Here is a 19,771-nt window from a genome sequence, read left to right as displayed (position 1 = left end):
ACATTTCGCTAAGTTGCTGATATATCAGTTTTGTGACACCGCGCAGGTGAGAAGCCAGGCGGGGCCTGGCTTGGGATTATCAGCGCAGCGCGTTGGCAATCGCGCTAAACATCAGCGACGCTTCCAGCGGCTGGGCGCTGAATGACGGCTCTGCCTGCGGCCAGGTGGACCACTGGACGATAACCAGATTTTCTTTCTGATTAACCATGATCATCTGACCAAAAATACCCAGCGCCCACAGGGAATCCTTCAGCGAATTTTCGACTTTCGGCTCCACGTTTGTGGCGGTGGCCGGCACTTCGTTGTTCCACCACTGGTAGCCGTACAAGCCCTTCGGATGCGCGGCGGACACCGATCCTTTGGCCTGTGTCCAGGCTGAGGACTGTTTCACCCAGCCCTCGGGGAGGATCTGCTTTCCGTCCGGCAGTGTACCGTTATGCAGGATAAACTCCCCGAAACGCCCCCAGTCTTCCAGCGTGGCGTTAAATCCATGCGCACCCACGTCGTGCTGGCCTTTGCTGTAGGCATGCCACACGCCGTCGCTCGCCATGCCGTACGGCTGCCAGATGCTTTTCTCCAGATACGCCGCGAGCGTCATGCCGGTGGCGCGCTCAAGCACATCACCTAACAGCCAGGCGCCACCCGAGGAATAGGACCAGTTTTCACCCGCCGGGTGTTCACGGTGTAATCCTTTCACCAGGGTGCGCACGCAGTCGTAGGTGCCCGGTTTCGCTTCGCATTCGGTAAGCCGGGCGAAGTCTGACTGCGGGTTAGTGTAATCTTCGTTCCACGCCACGCCCGAGGTGTGGGTGATGAGCTGTTTCAGCGTTACGCCCTCCCAGGCGGTGCCTTTTAAATCCGGTTCGTACTGGGTGATGAGGTCGTCCAGTGAGTGGATTTTACCCTCTTTTATCGCAACGCCCACCAGCGCGGAAACCACCGATTTGCCCACGGAACGCGACGTCCAGAGCGTTGTGTTGGTATTGCCTTCTCCCAGGTATTTATAGGCCACTTTGCCATTTTTAAGCACCAGCATGCCGCTGACGTTCTGGCGTTTCAGGTAATCCTGAAGATTGTAAATCTTACCCTTCACCTGATAGCGGGCATCGGTGAGCGGTTTTTCTGCGGGCAGCAGCGGCGTTGCGTTGCCGTGGCGGAACACATCGCCCGCGTAGTTGCGGTAGTCATTGCGAAAGCCCACCACGCGATCGGCCTGGCTCCAGGTGAGCATGGTATGTGCGTCCGGGAGTCTGGCATCGAAAGGCGCCGGACAGGTCGTAAGGTCGGTACCGTTGCAGGCCGCCATAACAGCGGGCGAGAGCAGGCTGCTGACAACCAGCGCCGCGAGCAGCGTGCGGTTTGTTTTGATTTTCATATTTATCTCGTTTGGCTCAGGAAGGACTTCAGTTTAAGAACCTGCGGCCTATAATAAAAAACGCGTTATGGGGGAAAATCCCCCGGAAAAATCGCGTGGAGAATGACGTGGCATCACTGATCTATTCCTTTGCCCAACTTGAGGCGTTCACCGCCGTCGCCGAGCACGGCAGCCTGATGAAGGCGGCCAGTAAACTCGGCAAAGATCGTACAACCTTGCGGGATCTGATCGATTTTCTTGAGGATGGGCTGGGCTACGCTCTGTTCCTGCGGGAGGGGCGCAGCCTGCGCCTGACGCCGGAGGGGGAGCAGCTTCAACGGCAGGCGCACCTGCTGATGCGGCAGGTCAAAGCATTTGAGGCGTTTGCCCGATCGGTGCCCGACAGCGCCACGCAGGACATTGCCCTCGTTTACGATCCGTTCACCCCCAGAGCTTTTTTACAGGCGCTGATTGCCACACTGGCGGCGAAAAAGATCCGCCTGAGCCTGACCAGCGCATCGCGCGATGAGGCGGAAGCCATGCTGGCGGACGGTCAGGCCGATCTGGGGATCTGCCAGGCGCGCAACCGCAGCGTGGGCAATGAGATGGAGTGGCGGGCGCTGGGGGCGATCGAAATGGATTTTTACGCCGCAACGGCGCTTTTTGCGGAGGTTGCGTCGCCGGTGTCGCTGCTCGATCTCTCTCTGGTTCCGCAGGTGATTATGCATGCCGCGTCAGACGAGCCGGTTGCCCGTCGCCTGCAAATTTCAGGGCACACGCTTTTCACTAACGAACTGGAGATGCTGCGCGGCCTGCTGGAGCAGGGCTGCGGCTGGGGGTTTTTGCCGACCCATCTTCACGCAACGCAGTGGAAAAATGTAAAAAGGCTGCCCACCGAAGTGGGCAGCCAGGGGATAAGCCAGACGATAGTCACCATCTGGAAGCCGGGCAGCGACAAGCGCGGGCTAATCAACGATACGCTCTCGCAGCTTCCGGCGTTATGGAAACGCTCAGCGCTGTGAACACCCTTTGCACTGTTTATTCTGGATCTGCTGGAAGAAGTCGTTGCCTTTGTCATCCACCAGGATAAACGCCGGGAAGTTCTCCACTTCAATTTTCCAGATCGCTTCCATTCCCAGTTCCGGATACGCCACGCACTCCAGACTCTTGATGCTGTTTTGCGCCAGCACCGCCGCCGGGCCGCCAATGCTGCCGAGGTAGAAGCCGCCGTGCTTATGGCAGGCGTCCGTCACCTGCTGGCTGCGGTTACCTTTCGCCAGCATGATCATGCTCGCACCGTGGGATTGCAATAAGTCCACGTAGGAGTCCATACGTCCCGCAGTGGTCGGGCCGAGTGAGCCAGACGCGTAGCCTTCTGGCGTTTTGGCCGGGCCTGCATAGTAAATCGGGTGATCTTTGACGTACTGCGGCAGGGCTTCGCCGTTATCGAGCAGTTCTTTCAGCTTCGCATGGGCGATGTCGCGCGCCACAATAATGGTGCCATTCAGCGACAGGCGGGTGGAGACCGGGTGCGCGGAAAGCTGCGCCAGAATATCGGGCATCGGCTTGTTCAGATCAATGCTTACCACGTCGCCTTCTCCCTGCTGGCGCAGGGATTCAGGAATATACTGGCCCGGATTGTGCTCCAGCTTCTCAATCCAGATCCCGTTGCGGTTGATTTTCGCTTTGATATTACGGTCAGCGGAGCAGGAGACGCCCATGCCGATTGGACAGGAGGCACCGTGGCGCGGCAGACGGATCACGCGAATATCGTGCGCGAAGTATTTCCCGCCAAACTGTGCGCCAAGGCCGAGGTTTTGCGCTTCCTGAAGCAGTTCCTGCTCGAGCTGGACGTCGCGGAACGCCTGGCCGTGCGCGTTGCCTTCGGTTGGCAGGCTATCGTAGTAGCGCGCAGAGGCGAGCTTGACGGTTTTCAGCGTGGCTTCCGCTGAGGTGCCGCCGATAACGAAGGCGATATGGTAAGGCGGGCAGGCCGCGGTGCCGAGGGTCCGCATCTTCTCAACCAGATAATTTTTCAGCTTCGCCGGGGTGATCAGCGCTTTGGTTTCCTGATACAGATAGGTTTTGTTGGCGGAACCGCCGCCTTTCGCCATGCACAGGAATTTGTACTCGTCACCATCCACGCTGTAGAGGTCGATCTGCGCGGGCAGGTTGGTGCCAGTATTCACCTCTTTATACATATCCAGCGCCGCATTCTGCGAGTAGCGCAGGTTGTCTTCAATATAGGTGTTATACACGCCCTGGCTCAGCGCTGCTTCGTCACCGCCTCCGGTCCAGACGCGTTGGCCTTTCTTACCCATAATGATTGCCGTGCCGGTATCCTGACAGGTGGGCAGCACGCCTTTCGCCGCAATCTCGGAGTTGCGCAGGAATTGCAGGGCGACGTACTTATCGTTCTCGCTGGCTTCCGGGTCGCTCAGAATAGCCGCAACCTGCTTCTGGTGAGAGGTGCGCAGCATAAACGCTGCGTCGTGGAAGGCCTGCTGGGCCAGCAGGGTCAACGCCTCTGGCTCGACTTTCAGCACTTCCTGACCGTCGAACTCGGCAACGGAAACGTGCTCTTTGGTCAGCAGATAATATTCGGTGTCGTCATGCGCGAGTGAGAAGGGGTTCTGGTAGATAAAGGGTTTGTTTGACATAGCTTGCTCCACAAAAATTTAACCGCCGGAGGAAATGTCCGGCGGTCAGAAATCAGAACATCATGGACATCCACGGGTAACCAATCAGCAGCAGAGCTGCCAGGAAAATGGCACCGAAGATGGTGCCGAGGCGCCAGTAGTCTTTGGTTGGCAGGTAGCCGCTACCGTAGTAAATCGGGCTTGGGCCAGTACCGTACGGGGTAATGATCCCCATCACGCCCAGCGAGGTCACCATCAGCAGAACGAACACTTCCATATTCATGCCCGGAATGGTGGAGGCAATCGTCAGCATCGCAGGCAGCAGCGCCGTGGTGTGCGCGGTGGTGCTGGCAAACAGGTAGTGCAGCAGGTAGAACGCCAGCAGCAGGACGATGGTGGCCACACCCGGAGAGATACCGCTCATCAGCATGCCGCCTTCTTTACCCAGCCAGCTGATAAAGCCGGTGGAGGAGAGACCATCCGCCAGTGCCACCAGGGTGGCGAACCAGACGAAGGTATTCCACGCGGCTTTGTTGCCGGTGATGTCGTTCCACTCCAGCACGCCGGTCCACAGCATCAGGCCAACGATCAGCAGGGCAGCCATGGCCGGTTCAATCCACGCCGCGGCGAAGATCCACATCAGAAGCGCGCAGCACACGAACACCAGCAGCAGGATCTCATTGCGCGACAGTTTGCCCAGTTTTTCCAGTTCGCGGGTCGCCCACAGTGGTACTTCATTGTTTACCTTCACTTCTGGCGGGTAGAACCAGTAGGCCAGCAGCGGCATGGTCAGGATCAGCAGGATACCCAGCGGCAGGAAGGCGAGGAACCAGGTCCCCCAGGAGATATCAATTCCAACGGTGCTTTTCACCAGCGCCAGTGCCAGCAGGTTAGGTGCCAGAGCGGAAAGGAACATCGAGCTGGTGATACAAGCCGCGGTGATTGCCACCCACATCAGATAGGAACCGATTTTGCGCGCGCTTGGGTCGTTGGGTTTTGAACCGTACAACGGCGGCAGGTTAGCGATAATCGGGTAGATGGTCCCACCGCTGCGCGCGGTATTGGACGGGGTGAACGGGGCCAGCAGCAGGTCCGCGAAGGTAATGGCGTAACCGAGCGTCAGGCTGCGACGGCCCAGGTACTTCACCAGAATCAGTGCCAGACGGCGGCCGAAGCGGGTTTTGTCGTAGCCTGCGGCGAACATAAAGGCACCAAAGATCAGCCAGACGGTGGAGTTACCAAACCCGCTCACCGCCCATTTAAAGGAGGCGCCCGCCAGCTTGAATTTCGGGTCAGCCAGCTGTTCGGGGCTAAAGAGCACCCACTGGCTGCACAGCGCAATCGCCACCACGCCGGTGAGGCCGATTACGGCGCCCGGCAGAGGTTCGAAAATCAACCCGACGATGACGCCAACAAAGATGGCGAAGTAGTGCCACGCATAAGGCGGCAGACCTTCCGGAACGGGGACAAACAACAGCAGGACGGCGACAATGACGGGCAGGGCCATCATCAGCAGGCGTTTTGCTGTTCCATTTGATGCCAGATTCGCCGCAGGAGGCGTTACAGCAGTTTTTGTTTTCATAGTTTCACGTCTTAAGTTGTCAAAAATTCGTCGTACAGCGAAAACACAAATTCGATTGCTTTATTCGTTTTGCTTTTTTTAGTTATTTAAGGTGCGTTTTTGTGTTTTCAGTAATAGCGATTTAACGCATTATTGTTTGCGCTAAATAAAAAATGATGATGTTTTTATATTGCGCCTTTGGATGCTATTACTATTGATCGCGATCAAAAAAACAGAATTGAGGACGTAATTTTATACTTTTTATAATAACCACTCTGAGTAGTGTGGTTATTCGCTATTTTTAAGCATTTTATTTATCAATTCTATAACATTATTAATTTGGACTGTGTTTTAAGTTTTGATTTTAATGGGTTTTTGATGTGCCTGGTGTATTGGCTTTACCATTGTTGATTTAACTTTTTTTAAATTAATGTGAACGTATAAAACATTCGAGCTAACACCAATGTGTTATTAATGTTATCGCAGGGATTAAATAGTTTATTAACTAACGTAATGACTTTAGAAACTAAAAAAAGCTTTATATTAATGTCATGACATCGGCAAAAACACGAAATAAAAAATCCATACCGATAACGAATTCTTAATTTTTAAAGTTTGGAGTTTCTATTATGAGCACTAACGAACGTATTTTAAGCCCCTTCACATTACCGAATGGTACTGAACTGAAAAACCGTTTGTTAATGGCCCCGATGACAACCTGTACAGGGTATTACGATGGCACCGTGACCAGCGAGCTGGTGGAGTACTACCGTGCCCGCGCTGGCAGCATCGGCACCATTATCGTTGAATGCTGTTTTGTTGACGATCTCGGCCTTGCGTTCCCGGGCGCAATTGGTATTGATAACGACGAAAAAATCGCCGGACTGGCAAAAATCGCTGACGCCATTAAGTCCAAAGGTTCCAAAGCCCTTCTGCAAATTTACCACGGCGGCCGTATGGTCGACCCAAAACTGATCGGCGGCCGGACGCCGGTTGGCCCAAGCGCGGTTGCCGCGCCGCGTGACGGTGCCGCGACGCCGGTTGCTCTGACTTCAGAAGAAGTGGAAGGCATGATCGGCAAGTTCGGCGAAGCCGTACGCCGCGCAATTCAGGCCGGCTTCGATGGCGTCGAAATCCACGGGGCGAATACCTATCTGATCCAGCAGTTCTACTCCCCGAACTCTAATCAGCGCGACGACGAGTGGGGTGGCAGCCGCGATAACCGCGCGAAATTCCCGCTGGCGGTGCTGGACATTACCCACAAGATGGTGCGCCAGTATGCGGACGACGCGTTCATCATTGGCTACCGCTTCTCACCGGAAGAGCTGGAAGTCCCCGGCATTCGCTTCGAAGACACCCTGTATCTGCTGGAAAAACTGGCCGCTCGTGGGGTGGATTATCTGCACTTCTCCCTTGGCGCCGCCCTGCGTCCTTCTATCGTCGATACTCAGGACCCGACGCCACTTATCGAAAAATACTGCGCCATGCGCTCTGACACGCTGGCGCAGGTACCGGTGATGGGCGTTGGCGGCGTGGTGAATGCCACGGATGTGAATGAAGCGCTGGATCACGGTTACGACCTGATTGCCGTTGGCCGCGCCACCATCGCCTATCCGGACTGGACCGATCGCATCGCGGCGGGCGAAAGCCTGGAGCTGTTTATGGACAGTACCCGACGCGAAGAACTGAGCATCCCGGAACCGCTGTGGCGCTTCTCGCTGGTGGAAGCGATGATCCGCGACATGAGCATGGGCGAATCTAAATTCAAACCGGGCACCTTTATTGAAAAAGTGCAGGACGATGCTAACGAACTGGTGATTAACGTCAGCCTCGAAACCGATCGTATTGCCGATATCGAATTGGCCTCCGGCCCGAGTGAAGACGTCGAGTTTGTCACCAGCTTCGAAGAGATCCGTACCCGAATTCTGGATGCCAATACCCCGCACGTGGATGCTATCACCGGCGCAACCAGCCAGAGCGAGGCGGTGAAAAAAGCGGTCTCGAAGGCGATGCTGAAATCCAGCAAAGCGCTGGCGGCAGAAGAGGGCGCTGACCCGAATGAGACTAAAAGCGTGGACGTGGTGGTGGTCGGCAGCGGCGGCGCCGGTCTGGCGGCGGCGATTCAGGCTCACGACGAAGGCGCGAGCGTGCTGATCGTTGAGAAAATGCCGACTATTGGCGGGAACACCATTAAAGCCTCTGCCGGGATGAACGCGGCGGAGACCCGCTTCCAGCGCGTGAAGGGCATTCAGGACAGCAAAGAGCTGTTCTACCAGGAAAGCCTGAAAGGCGGTGGCAATAAGAACAACCCTGAACTGCTGCGTCGCTTTGTCGAGAACGCGCCGGAGGCCATCGAATGGCTGGCAACGCGCGGCATTATGCTCAACGACATCACCACCACCGGCGGGATGAGCATCGACCGTACGCACCGTCCGAAAGACGGTTCCGCGGTGGGCGGATATCTGATTAGCGGCCTGGTGCGCAATGTCAACAAACGCAACATCGAGGTGATGCTGGATACCTCCGTGAGCGACATCATCTTCGAAAACGGCGAAGTGACCGGCGTGCGTCTGACCACCGAAGAGAACGAAACCCTCACCGTGGCAACTAAAAGCGTAATTGTCGCGACGGGCGGCTTCAGCGCCAACAGCCAGATGGTCGTGAAATACCGTCCGGACCTGGAAGGGTTCGTGACGACTAACCACAAAGGCGCAACCGGCGGCGGTATCGCGCTGCTGGAGCGTATTGGCGCAGGCACCGTCGATATGGGCGAAATCCAGATCCACCCAACCGTTGAGCAGAAAACGTCGTACCTGATTTCCGAATCCATCCGCGGCGGCGGGGCGATTCTGGTAAACCAGCAGGGCAACCGCTTCTATAACGAAATGTCGACCCGCGACAAAGTCTCGGCGCAAATCATCGCGCTGCCGGAGAAATACGCTTACATCGTCTTTGACGAGCATGTTCGCGCCAAAAACAAAGCCGCGGATGAGTACATCGCGAAAGGGTTTGTCACCAGCGCCAGCTCGCCAAAAGCCCTGGCGGAAGCGCTGGGGATGGATCACCACCAGTTCCTGGCAACGCTGGAACGCTACAACGGCTTTGTGGAAAAACAGCATGACGATGATTTTGGCCGCACCACCGCGCTGCGTGCGCCTATCAACGAAGGGCCGTTCTATGCCATTCAGATTGCGCCGGGCGTGCACCACACCATGGGCGGTGTGACCATCAATACAGAAACCTGCGTGCTGGACAGCAACCACAACGTATTGCCGGGAGCGTTTGCTGCGGGTGAGGTTGTCGGGGGTATCCACGGCGGTAACCGCATCGGTGGTAATGCGGTGGCAGATATCATTATTTTTGGTACGCTTGCCGGACATCAGGCGGCTATGCGTTCGAAAACACGGTAAGGCTCCTGTTTCCCCGGCGGCGCGGTGCTTGCCGGGGCTACATCTGAGGACTTATGCAATGCCTGATAGCCATCGCGTTTACAGCTACAACGCCGTTCTGATGGGCTCGCCCATCCTCCTGAAACTCTTCTCCCATGACGAAGCCCTCGCGTCCCGCGTGTTTCGCCTGATCAAACAGTACGAAGATCTCCTCACCGTCAACCGTGCGGATTCGCAGGTGATGGATGTCAACCATGCTGCCGGTCAGCATCCGGTTGTCGTCAGTCGCCCGGTGTTTGACCTGATCCGCTGCGCGAAAGCGGCCAGCCTGCCTACAGACAGTGCGTTCAACCTGGCGATAGGTCCGCTGGTCAAACGCTGGAAAATTGGCTTTAAGGGGGACACTGTACCGCCCGCGGACGAGATCGCCGCCTTGCTGAGTATCACGGATCCTGCGAACGTGGTACTGGATGACGCCAACAGCAGCGTGTTTCTTACACGCCAGGGAATGGAGATCGATCTGGGGGCTATCGCCAAAGGTTATATCGCCGACAGGGTGCGGGATTACCTGCATAAAGAGGGCGCCGAACTCGGGTTGATCAACCTTGGCGGCAACGTCCAGACGTTAGGCTCGCCGGAGGGTGGCTGGCGCGTCGGGCTGAAAAAACCGTTCGCCGGTGATGCGCTGATTGGCGCCATAACGGTAGAAAACCGGTCGGTTGTGACGTCAGGCACCTATGAGCGCTACTTCGAGCAGAACGGCAAACGTTATCATCACATACTTGACCCGCGTACCGGCTACCCGCTGGATAACGAACTGGACAGCGTGACGATTATTTCGCAAGACTCCCTCGACGGCGATATCTGGACCACGCTGATCTACGGCATGGGCGTGGAGCAGGGCTGCGCCGCGCTGCGTTCGCGCCCCGATATTGAAGCCATTTTTGTCACCAAAACAAAAGAAGTGGTGATCTCCTCGATGCACCACTTCCGTTTTACCCTTCTGGACGACAGCTACCGAATTACTGGCAGTACTGTTTGAGCAGGCCGACCTGTTCCGGCTGCAAACGGTAGCGATATACCGGTCGACCGGTGGCACCGTAGTGAATGCTGGTGAACAGGATATTGATTTGCGCCAGCCAGATCAGGTATTTGCGGCAGGAGACGCGGGAAATGTTGACCGCATTCGCCAGATCGTCGGTGGAAAATTCTATCTCCGGATGGCTGTCGATCCACTGGCAAATGGTGCGCAGCGTCTGCGGCGTTAAGCCTTTCGGTAATTTTTTGCTGTCGGCCAGCTCCGGCGCGCCGCCGTGGATCAGCCTGTCGACGTCGGCCTGTTCATAATACTGATGCGAGCCCATCAGACTGCGCTTTGCCTTCCAGCCGTTCAGCGCCTCTTCAAAACGCGGGAACTGGAACGGTTTAATCAGGTAATCCACCACGCCATAGTGCATCGACGTCTGGATCGTTGCGGCGTCGGAGGCTGACGAAATCATGATAACGTCAATCGGGCGGCCCGATGCGCGGATGATGGGCAATAGATCCAGCCCGTTATCCTGCTGCATATAGACATCCAGCAGCACCAGATCGATCGGCTGGCCTGGGTTTGCGATCAATGCTTCGGCCTGGTTGAGCGTGGAAGCGACGCCGCAGCAGTTAAAACCCTCAACGCGGTTAACATACAGACGGTTGAGGTCGGCTACCATGGCGTCATCATCGACAATTAATACATTTATCACGCGATATTCCTCTCGCTATCCCAGGGGATCTGAACAAAAAATTGGGTAAATACGCCAGGCTCCGACTCGACGGTAATATCTCCGCCCAGGTTCTGGATCTGCTGACGTGCAAGGAACAGCCCAACGCCACGGTTTTCACCTTTTGTTGAGTAGCCCTTTGTAAAAATAGCCTCCAGCCGCTCGGGATCAATGCCGGGACCGTCATCGCTGACCTCACCGCTCAGCCAGCCGTTCTGATAATGCAGCAGCAGGCCGATCTCGCCTTCCGGCTGACCTTCCATCGCATCCAGGGCATTTTCGATTAAATTGCCCAGCACGGTGATCAGAACCGCAACCTGCTCTTCATTGCTGGTGTCAGGAAGCTGACTCTCCTCGGCCAGCGTCAGGGTCACTCCCGCCTCTTTGGCGCGGTTGATTTTACCCAGCAGGAAACCCGCAATGACCGGCGATTTAACCTTGCGCTGTATCGCGCCGATATCCGTCTGATAATTCTGTGCGGTCTGGATGATGTACTCTTCCAGCTTATCGTAGCGCTTCATGTGCAGCAGGCCGAGGATCACGTGCAGCTTGTTCATAAACTCATGCGTATGTGAGCGCAGGGCATCAACATAGTTGACCATACCATCGATACGCTGCATTAACTGGCTGATTTCGGTCTTATCGCGGAAGGTGCTGATTGCCCCGATCACCTGATTCTGGCTTTTCACGGGGACCATGTTGCACAGCAGTAGCCGTCCGTTACAGCCGATCTCCTGATCCTGGCGAGCAATGCCGGTTTTCGCCACTTCCCTAAGGCTGGCCAGCAGTGGTTCGCCGCTGCTCTCGGAGTGCTCACCCGAGCTCAGGAGCAAAATTTCTCTGGCGGTGTGGTTAATCATCGTCACGCGCCCGTGCATATCTACAGCCATCACGCCTTCGCGCAGGGACTGCAACATGGCCTGGCGCTGCTCAAAGAGGGCGGAGATCTCGTAAGGCTCAAGCCCGAAGAGAATACGTTTCAGAACCCGGACCAGACCCCATATCGCCACTGAGCTCATCAGAACGCTGAATAAGATGGTCCACACGGCATTGAGCCGACCGCGGGCAATCTGATCTTCAACTTTATTCAGCGAAATACCCACCACGACCACGCCGATCTGGTCGTGCCGATCGTCATAAACGGGCGTAAAGACGCGCAGTGCTTCCGCGAGTGCGCCGCGGTTCACGGAGACATTCTCTTTCCCTTCGAGGGCGGGCGTCAGATCGTCGCCAATAAAATGCAAACCTAACAGCGCTTCGTTTGGATGGGAATAGCGGATCCCACGCAAGTCGGTAACCACGGTAAACAGCAGGTCGTTGCGCTTCGTCACCGCCTGGGCAATCGGCTGGATGATGCCAGCCTGCGGCGATTCCATCAGACCACGCTTGATCTCCGGGCTGTCGGCCAGCGTTCGGGCGATACCCAGCGCAGTATCTTTCACGTCATCGCGCGTGGCACGCGTGATCTGTACAGAGTACAGCGCGAAGACCACCAGCAGCACAGAGCCGATAATGGCGCACACCATCAGCGTAACCAGCGTATTCAGCTTCATAGGGCGCTTGCGCGTCGGGGGGAAGGGCTGCAAATCGCTCATTAACACTCCGCGATGAAAAAGAAAGGGCTAATTATCGCTGATGACGGGCATTTCATAAAGCCATGTAAAGAGAGGCGTTTCGTGAGCCTTCTCTCATGTGACCTGTATAAAACACTTTATAGTGTGGGGGTACTCATAATAAGGAGGCAGTTTATGAGCATTATGCTTACCGGTACGGCCAGGGAAAGACGGCACGCCAGCACGATGAACATCGACAGATTATCTACGCTGGATATGCTTAATGTCATACACCAGGATGACGCACAAATCTCTTCTGCACTTACCCCTCACTTAAGTATGCTGGCTCGCGTGGTGGATAACGCGGCGGCGACGCTTAGTCACGGCGGACGTCTGGTGCTGATCGGCGCAGGCGCGTCCGGAGGCGTGGCGAAGCAGGCGGCAGAAGCGTTCGCGCCGGGAAAACATCCGGTCATTGCGATGACAGCAGGCGATAACGCCGGAAGCTACGCGCGCGGCGTTGCCGACCTTCAGACGATAAAATTCGGCGAGCACGACATGATGCTGGCGCTGTCCGTCAGCGGCAAAACGCCATGGGTTTGGGGCGCGATGCGTCATGCGTGGTCTCTGGGCTCAACGGTCGCGCTCATTACGGAGGATGCGCAAAGTGAAGCGGCGCAGCTGGCGAGCATGGTTATTGCCCCCGATCTGGGCGCGGATGTGGTTGCCGGGTATACCAACGCCAAAGCGGGCATTGCGCAAAGCATGATAATGCATATGGTCACCACCGGTCTGGCGATACGGACAGGACGGGTGTACAGCAACCTGCGTGTTGATCTGGAGGCAAGCAATACCAGATGGGCCGAGCGACAAATTGCCATTGTAATGGAAGCGGGGGGATGCTCCCGGGCGCAGGCGAAGGCGGCGCTGGAAAGCTGTAACCATCAGTGTAAAACGGCGGTGCTAATGGTGCTGACGGGTATGGATGCCTGGAAAGCACATGAATTACTGGCGCAGAATAACGGGTTTGTTCGCCTGGCCTTGCAGGAAGCGCCGTAATATTTCAGCGTCAAATAAAAAAAGCCCGCGTTGCGGGCTTTGCTATTTATGGGGATCAGAACTGGTAGATCATACCGATGCCAACGATGTCATCGGTTGCAATACCGTTGTCATTGTAGAAGGCATCATCTTCGTCCAGCAGGTTGATTTTATAATCAACGTAGGTGGAGAAGTTCTTGTTGAAGCTGTAGGTCATGCCCACGTCGATGTAGTTAACCAGATCCTGGTCTACATAGTCATAACCATTGCCTGGATGATAATCGTTACCACCCAAATCGATGCCTTTTGAATAGACCCACGCCAGGGATGGACGCAGACCGAAGTCAAACTGGTACTGCGCTACGGCTTCAAAGTTCTGAGTTTTGTTGGCGATGCCATCGTTGCCGTACGGAGTCATGTTGCGGGTTTCCGCATACATCATTGCCAGGTAGACATCATTCGCATCGTATTTTGCACCGATTGTCCACGCTTCCGCACGTTCACCGCCAGCATATTTGCTGAAGCGATTATAGGTACCTGCGCCGTAAGCAACCTGGTCGTTGGTACGGTCAGACGATGAATAAGCGGCACCCAGCGACAGACCGAAATCGAAGTCATAGGTAGTTGACATACCGAAGCCGTCGCCGTTCTGGAAACGAACATCATCATGGCCGTTTTTGGTGCCTTCCTGATTTTCGTTTGCGTTAGCGCCTTCATTAGCACCCTGATATTGCAGTGCAAAGTTCAGGCCGTTAACCAGACCGAAGAAGTCATTATTACGGTAGGTCGCCACACCGTTAGTACGGCCAACCATATAGTTGTCGGTCCAGGTATAGGAGTCGCCACCAAATACTGGCAGCATATCGGTCCAGGCTTCAACGTCATACACGACGCCGTAATTACGGCCGTAATCGAATGAGCCATATTCGCCGTATTTCAGGCCAGCAAAGGCCAGACGGTTAAAAGAGGTGTCGCCTGCGCCTTCGGTATCGTTAGCGTAGGTTTTATATTCCCACTGGCCGTAACCAATAAGATCGTTATTAATTTGTGTTTCGCCTTTGAAACCAATCTGGACATAGGTTTCATCGCCGTCGTCGCCTGGGTTGTCGGAGAAGGTATGACGTGCATCAACTTTACCGTACAGGTCAACTTTGTTGCCGTCTTTGTTATACATTTCCGCCGCATTTGCTGCGCCAGCCATTAATAACGCGGGTACGAGAATTGCCAGAACTTTTCTTTTCATTATATATTCCCTTTAAATATAAATTGTCTGAATATATGTAATTACCCTCCGTAACTACATGGCTGATACTATTCTATGGATTATTATTTAGGTTCAAAAATAAATGTAATTAAACTGGTAAAAATATTACAAAATATTTCTTTTTATCTCTTTATTTTTCGCGTGAATTAATTCATTGAAAATATAGCGGGTAATTATTATTAAGTATTTCTAAATTCTATTTATTAAGGGTTTTGATTCGGGTGTATTATAATTCACTCTCTTTTGAGCAACAGGATGGGATGATGGAACTTGCGCAGTGGCAGCACCGTTTTGAGCGCTGGCTCGACGAAAATCATTTTACTGATGATGCGGCGCACGATATCGCCCATTTTCGCCGCGTCTGGATGACGGCGCAGACCATTATGGCTGACGGGGATTGCGATCCGCTGGTTGTGCTGACCGCATGCTACTTCCATGACATTGTCAGCCTGCCGAAAAATCACCCGCAGCGTAGTCACTCCTCGCGGCTGGCAGCGCGAGAAACGCGCCAGATCCTGAGCCGCGATTTTCCTGATTTTCCGCCCGATCGGTATGCGGCCGTTGAGCATGCCATTGAAGCGCACAGCTTCAGTGCCGGTATCGCGCCGCAAAGCCCGGAGGCCAAAACGGTCCAGGATGCCGACCGGCTGGAGGCGTTAGGCGCCATCGGCCTTGCGCGCGTCTTTGCCGTGTCCGGTGCGCTGGGCACCGCGTTGTTTGATGCCGACGACCCGTTTGCCGGGGCGCGTGCGCTGGATGATAAAGCTTTCGCGCTCGATCACTTTCAGACCAAACTCCTGCGCCTGCCGGACACCATGCAAACCGCACGGGGACGCGAACTTGCGCGTCACAATGCCGATTTCCTGATCCAGTTTATGGCGAAGCTGAGTGCCGAATTACAGGGCGATTACCTCGGAACCGACAGCCAGATATTGACCCATTTCCGTCGCAGTGTGCGATCCTGAACTGTGGTACTCTGTTTTCTGTCTTTATTGTCCGGTTAAGAGAATGCAGGAAAATCGATCAGTGACTGTGCCCGCGCCTGAGCGGGTTGAGAAATCAACGGCAGCCGTGCAGGCACTCCTGCGTCAGCTGCTGGAAATGTACGATGCTAAAACGCTGGCAAACCAGCTGGTGGCACATGGCGAGAGCCACTGGAGCCCGGCAATACTCAAGCGACTGCTGATAAGCGACAGGGCAGGGCACCGCCTGAGCGACGGCGAGTTCCGTTATCTGCGCAACCTGCTGCCGCACCCGCCTGCTGCGCATCCGAATTATGCCTTTCGCTTTATCGATCTCTTTGCCGGTATTGGCGGCATTCGCCATGGCTTTGAAGCTATTGGCGGGCAGTGCGTGTTCACCAGTGAATGGAACAAACATGCCGTCCGCACCTATAAGGCGAACTGGTACTGCGACCCCGACGAGCACCAGTTCAATGCCGACATCCGCGACGTCACTCTGAGCCACAAAACCGGCGTCAGCGACGAAGAAGCCGCTGAGCACATTCGCAACACCATTCCGGCGCACGATGTGCTGCTGGCAGGCTTCCCGTGTCAGCCGTTCTCACTGGCTGGCGTGTCGAAAAAGAACGCGCTGGGACGCGCACACGGCTTTGCCTGTGATACGCAGGGCACACTGTTCTTTGATGTTGCCCGGATTATTGATGCCCGCCGCCCGGCAATTTTTGTGCTGGAGAACGTCAAGAATTTAAAGAGCCATGACGGCGGCAAAACCTTCCGCATTATCATGCAAACGCTGGATGAACTGGGTTACGACGTGGCGGATGCAGAGGACATGGGGCCGGACGATCCGAAAATTATCGACGGCAAACACTTCCTGCCACAGCACCGCGAGCGCATCGTGCTGGTGGGATTCCGCCGCGATCTCAATCTGAAAGGCGATTTTACGCTGCGCGATTTGCCCTCGCTGTATCCGGCGCGCCGTCCGACAGTGGCCGATCTGCTGGAGCCCGCCGTCGATGCGAAATTCATTCTGACGCCAGTGCTGTGGAAATACCTCTATCGCTATGCCAAAAAGCATCAGGCCAAAGGCAATGGCTTTGGGTTTGGCATGGTCAATCCGCTTAATCCTGACAGCGTGACGCGTACGCTGTCGGCGCGCTATTACAAAGATGGCGCGGAAATTCTTATCGATCGGGGCTGGGATAAGGCGCTGGGCGAAAAAGATTTCGACGACCCTCAGAATCAACAGCACCGACCGCGGCGCTTAACGCCGCGCGAGTGCGCCCGCTTAATGGGCTTTGAGGCGCCGCAGGGCTACAGTTTTCGCATTCCGGTGTCGGATACACAAGCCTATCGTCAGTTTGGCAACTCGGTGGTGGTGCCAGCCTTTGCCGCCGTCGCAAAACTGCTGGCCTCACGCATCAGCAAGGCCGTTCAGCTGCGTCAGAGTGAGGCCGTCAATGGCGGACGTTCACAATAAGGCCACGCGCAGTAAAAACATGCGTGCCATCGGTACGCGTGATACCGCGATCGAAAAACGGATCGCTGGCCTCCTGACCTCCATCGGGTTTGAATTCAGGGTTCAGGATGCCACGCTTGCCGGGCGTCCTGATTTCGTGATCGATGCGTATCAATGCATCATCTTTACCCACGGCTGTTTCTGGCATCATCACGACTGCTATCTGTTTAAAGTCCCGGCGACACGCACCGACTTCTGGCTGGAGAAGATTGGCAGGAACGTCGAGCGTGATAAACGCGATGTTTCGCAGCTTTACGCCCAGGGCTGGCGGGTGCTGATTGTCTGGGAGTGCGCACTGCGCGGAAGAATGAAGCTGAATGACGTGGAACTGACGGAGCGGCTGGAAGAGTGGATCTGCGGCGGCGGTCAGGCCGCGCAGATCGATACCCAGGGCATTCACCCGATCACGGTTTCTCCACCTCACACGCCGTGACAATGGGTTTCGCGGGCAGTAAATATTTACCCAGCGTGACCAGCACCACGGCAAAGACAATCACGCCCAGCGCCAGCCATTCAATCGTCGACAGCACTTCGCCCGCAAAACCGGTACCCAGCAGCACGGCAACCACCGGGTTAACGTAGGCGTAGCTGGTGGCAACCGCCGGTGAGACGTTGCGGATCAGGTACATATAGGCGTTGATGGCAATAATCGAGCCAAACAGCGCCAGATACCCGACGGCCAGGAAACCTGAGAGATCTGGCATTGCCGTCAGTTTTTCACCCGTCAACGCCGAGGCAATCAGCAGCACGATGCCTGCCGCGAGCATTTCAATGGCACCCGCCATCATCCCGGAGGGCAGTTCAATGCGGGAGCCGTAGACCGAGCCGAAGGCCCAGCTCATCGAGCCGATCATGATCATAACGGCAGCCCAGGGGTTTCCGCTCAGGTTACCGCCGCTGTTCAGCATGATAATACCCACAAGCCCAATCGCGATGCCCAGCCATTCGAGCTTACGGGTGCGGATCCCGAACAGACGACTAAAGCAGAGCGTAAACAGCGGCACGGTCGCGACGACCACGGCGGCGATGCCCGACGGCACGTTCTGGTGTTCGGCGACGGTTACTGCGCCATTGCCCACCGCCAGCAGCAGCAGGCCAATCAGGGCGGCGTTAAGCAGGGGACGCAGCGGCGGTAGCTTGTGGCCGCGCAGCAATAAAAACGCCATCAGCAGCACGCCAGCCGTAAGGAAACGAATACCGGCCATCATCAGCGGGGGCCAGCTTTCCACGCCAATACGAATGACAAAGTAGGTGGATCCCCAGATGATATACAGGGAAAAAAGTGCTCCAATGAGCGGTAATAAATGCCGAAAACGCATAGTCCCTCACGACGAAATAAAAAGTTCGCTCATAGTTAACGCCAAAACTATCGGGCTGGCGAGTGCTTTAATTGAGTTGTTAATGTGAAATTTTTGTTGACGTGAGGTGCCTGTTTCCGGGCGCTGAGTTTTGTTCCATACTATTCACTTAATTAGCAAAAAAAGAAGGATAGAGATTTTGGCAGGAAGTAGCTTATTAACATTACTGGACGATATCGCCACCTTGCTGGATGACATTTCAGTCATGGGAAAACTGGCGGCGAAAAAAACCGCCGGGGTACTGGGGGATGACTTGTCGCTTAACGCGCAGCAGGTCAGCGGCGTGCGGGCGAACCGTGAGCTGCCGGTGGTGTGGGGCGTAGCGAAAGGGTCCTTTATTAACAAGGTGATCCTTGTTCCGCTGGCGCTTCTGATTAGCGCCTTTATACCCTGGGCCATTACGCCATTGCTGATGATTGGCGGGGCGTTCCTGTGCTTCGAGGGTGCCGAAAAAGTGTTGCATATGTTTGCCGCACGCAAAGAGAAAGACACCCCGGAAATGCGCCAGCAGCGTCTGGAAGCGCTGGCCGCGCAGGATCCAAAAACGTTCGAGCGCGATAAGGTCAAAGGTGCGATCCGTACTGACTTCATCCTTTCGGCCGAGATTGTGGCGATTACGCTTGGGATCGTATCCGAAGCACCGCTGATGAATCAGGTCATGGTGCTTTCGTTGATTGCCATTCTTGTAACGGTTGGGGTGTATGGGCTGGTCGGTCTGATCGTCAAGCTGGATGATATCGGCTTCTGGCTGGAAAAAAAATCCAGCGCCATTGCCCGCGTTATTGGCAAAAGCCTGCTGGTGCTGGCGCCGTGGCTGATGAAAAGTTTGTCGATAGTGGGAACTCTGGCGATGTTCCTGGTCGGCGGCGGTATTATCGTGCACGGCGTTGCTTCGCTGCATCATGCAATTGAACATCTGGCGTCGGGACATGGTTCGGTGATCGCCGCCATTCTGCCGACGCTGCTTAACCTTGTGTTGGGCTTGATCGTAGGTGTCATTGTGGTGGCAGTGGTCAAGCTGGTAGAAAAAGTACGCGGAAAATCGCATTAATTTTTGCTGACCCCGGATGCAAAAAGACCATTCCTCGTCTAAATTGAAAACGTTTCACCCTGATACAGGAGGCAGGTATGGTCTTTTTGGTCAGTGATGAAGTTAAGCCAAAGAATGGTGGTCCATGCATGATTGTCACCGGTTATTCCAGTGGAATGGTGGAGTGTCGGTGGCATGACGGATACGGCATTAAGCGGGAGGCTTTTCGTGAAGATGAGCTTCAGCCTGGTGATAAAAGGCAAAAACGCGATAAGGCTTAATCACACAACGCCCGGCCTTGCCGGGCGTTTTTACTGACAGAAGACTTATCATATCGGATGGTG

Annotated in this window: 16 protein-coding genes; 9 read left to right on the top strand and 7 right to left on the bottom strand. The window is 55.3% G+C overall.

Going from position 1 to position 19,771, the window contains the following annotated elements; genetic code table 11:
- Positions 1-79: 79 nt before the first annotated feature.
- On the bottom strand, positions 80-1,375 hold the full coding sequence (locus tag ACQG11_RS00960) for a serine hydrolase domain-containing protein (protein WP_426728099.1): 1,296 nt from the start codon (positions 1,373-1,375) through the stop codon (positions 80-82).
- A gap of 95 nt (positions 1,376-1,470) precedes the next feature.
- On the opposite strand from ACQG11_RS00960, the gene ACQG11_RS00955 reads away from it, so the two are divergent.
- Complete coding sequence (locus tag ACQG11_RS00955) at positions 1,471-2,376, top strand: LysR family transcriptional regulator (protein WP_058645271.1); 906 nt, start codon at positions 1,471-1,473, stop codon at positions 2,374-2,376.
- Here the strand turns inward: ACQG11_RS00955 and fumA are convergent.
- Both fumA and ACQG11_RS00945 read right to left on the bottom strand, forming a co-directional pair.
- Entirely contained in the window at positions 2,365-4,014 is a 1,650-nt protein-coding gene (gene fumA, locus ACQG11_RS00950) for a class I fumarate hydratase FumA (protein ID WP_426728098.1), read from the bottom strand. The two genes, ACQG11_RS00955 and fumA, sit on opposite strands and share 12 nt — an antisense overlap.
- A 52-nt stretch (positions 4,015-4,066) precedes the next feature.
- The gene (locus tag ACQG11_RS00945; RefSeq protein ID WP_072201094.1) at positions 4,067-5,575 is read right to left on the bottom strand and encodes an anion permease; all 1,509 of its coding nucleotides are present in this window, start codon (positions 5,573-5,575) and stop codon (positions 4,067-4,069) included.
- 608 nt (positions 5,576-6,183) lie between these two features.
- Here ACQG11_RS00945 and ACQG11_RS00940 point away from each other — a divergent pair.
- Both ACQG11_RS00940 and ACQG11_RS00935 read left to right on the top strand, forming a co-directional pair.
- Positions 6,184-8,964 (top strand): flavocytochrome c, encoded by a 2,781-nt coding sequence (locus ACQG11_RS00940; protein WP_063151884.1) that lies wholly within the window; start codon positions 6,184-6,186, stop codon positions 8,962-8,964.
- 58 nt (positions 8,965-9,022) lie between these two features.
- Complete coding sequence (locus ACQG11_RS00935; protein WP_046619334.1) at positions 9,023-9,985, top strand: FAD:protein FMN transferase; 963 nt, start codon at positions 9,023-9,025, stop codon at positions 9,983-9,985.
- Here ACQG11_RS00935 and dcuR read toward each other — a convergent pair.
- The gene (gene dcuR / locus ACQG11_RS00930) at positions 9,966-10,685 is read right to left on the bottom strand and encodes a two-component system response regulator DcuR (RefSeq protein WP_023300497.1); all 720 of its coding nucleotides are present in this window, start codon (positions 10,683-10,685) and stop codon (positions 9,966-9,968) included. The two genes, ACQG11_RS00935 and dcuR, sit on opposite strands and share 20 nt — an antisense overlap.
- Entirely contained in the window at positions 10,682-12,298 is a 1,617-nt protein-coding gene (locus ACQG11_RS00925) for a sensor histidine kinase (protein WP_045308599.1), read from the bottom strand. The genes dcuR and ACQG11_RS00925 overlap by 4 nt, the downstream gene beginning before the upstream one ends.
- 153 nt (positions 12,299-12,451) lie before the next feature.
- Here ACQG11_RS00925 and ACQG11_RS00920 point away from each other — a divergent pair, with 153 nt between their 5' ends.
- Complete coding sequence (locus tag ACQG11_RS00920; RefSeq protein WP_023300495.1) at positions 12,452-13,315, top strand: N-acetylmuramic acid 6-phosphate etherase; 864 nt, start codon at positions 12,452-12,454, stop codon at positions 13,313-13,315.
- A 55-nt stretch (positions 13,316-13,370) separates the two neighbouring features.
- Here ACQG11_RS00920 and ompC read toward each other — a convergent pair whose 3' ends face one another.
- Positions 13,371-14,537 carry a porin OmpC gene (gene ompC, locus ACQG11_RS00915; protein WP_022648565.1) on the bottom strand — a complete coding sequence of 389 codons (1,167 nt, stop codon included), beginning with the start codon at positions 14,535-14,537 and terminating at the stop codon, positions 13,371-13,373.
- 284 nt (positions 14,538-14,821) lie between these two features.
- Here ompC and ACQG11_RS00910 point away from each other — a divergent pair, with 284 nt between their 5' ends.
- From ACQG11_RS00910 to ACQG11_RS00900, 3 genes are read left to right on the top strand one after another with little or no spacing between them, the layout of a single operon-like run.
- On the top strand, positions 14,822-15,523 hold the full coding sequence (locus ACQG11_RS00910) for a phosphohydrolase (protein ID WP_023306528.1): 702 nt from the start codon (positions 14,822-14,824) through the stop codon (positions 15,521-15,523).
- 43 nt (positions 15,524-15,566) lie between these two features.
- Positions 15,567-17,000, top strand: coding sequence for a DNA cytosine methyltransferase (locus ACQG11_RS00905; RefSeq protein ID WP_113772446.1), 1,434 nt, complete (start codon positions 15,567-15,569; stop codon positions 16,998-17,000).
- Positions 16,981-17,472, top strand: coding sequence for a very short patch repair endonuclease (locus ACQG11_RS00900; RefSeq protein WP_022648562.1), 492 nt, complete (start codon positions 16,981-16,983; stop codon positions 17,470-17,472). Before ACQG11_RS00905 ends, ACQG11_RS00900 begins: the two co-directional genes overlap by 20 nt.
- Here ACQG11_RS00900 and yedA read toward each other — a convergent pair.
- Positions 17,444-18,358, bottom strand: coding sequence for a drug/metabolite exporter YedA (gene yedA, locus ACQG11_RS00895; RefSeq protein WP_022648561.1), 915 nt, complete (start codon positions 18,356-18,358; stop codon positions 17,444-17,446). The genes ACQG11_RS00900 and yedA overlap by 29 nt on opposite strands.
- 175 nt (positions 18,359-18,533) lie before the next feature.
- Between yedA and ACQG11_RS00890 the strand changes: the two genes are divergently transcribed.
- Positions 18,534-19,448, top strand: coding sequence for a DUF808 family protein (locus ACQG11_RS00890; RefSeq protein WP_174452894.1), 915 nt, complete (start codon positions 18,534-18,536; stop codon positions 19,446-19,448).
- Between the two features lie 77 nt (positions 19,449-19,525).
- The gene (locus tag ACQG11_RS00885; RefSeq protein WP_022648559.1) at positions 19,526-19,708 is read left to right on the top strand and encodes a YodC family protein; all 183 of its coding nucleotides are present in this window, start codon (positions 19,526-19,528) and stop codon (positions 19,706-19,708) included.
- Positions 19,709-19,771: the final 63 nt, after the last annotated feature.

It is taken from the genome of Enterobacter cloacae complex sp. 372C4 (genome assembly GCF_050030615.1).
In the GTDB taxonomy this organism is placed as follows: Bacteria; Pseudomonadota; Gammaproteobacteria; order Enterobacterales; family Enterobacteriaceae; genus Enterobacter; species Enterobacter intestinihominis.
The sequence above is the reverse complement of the archived record's forward strand: the minus strand, read 5'-3'. Positions and strand labels throughout refer to the sequence as shown.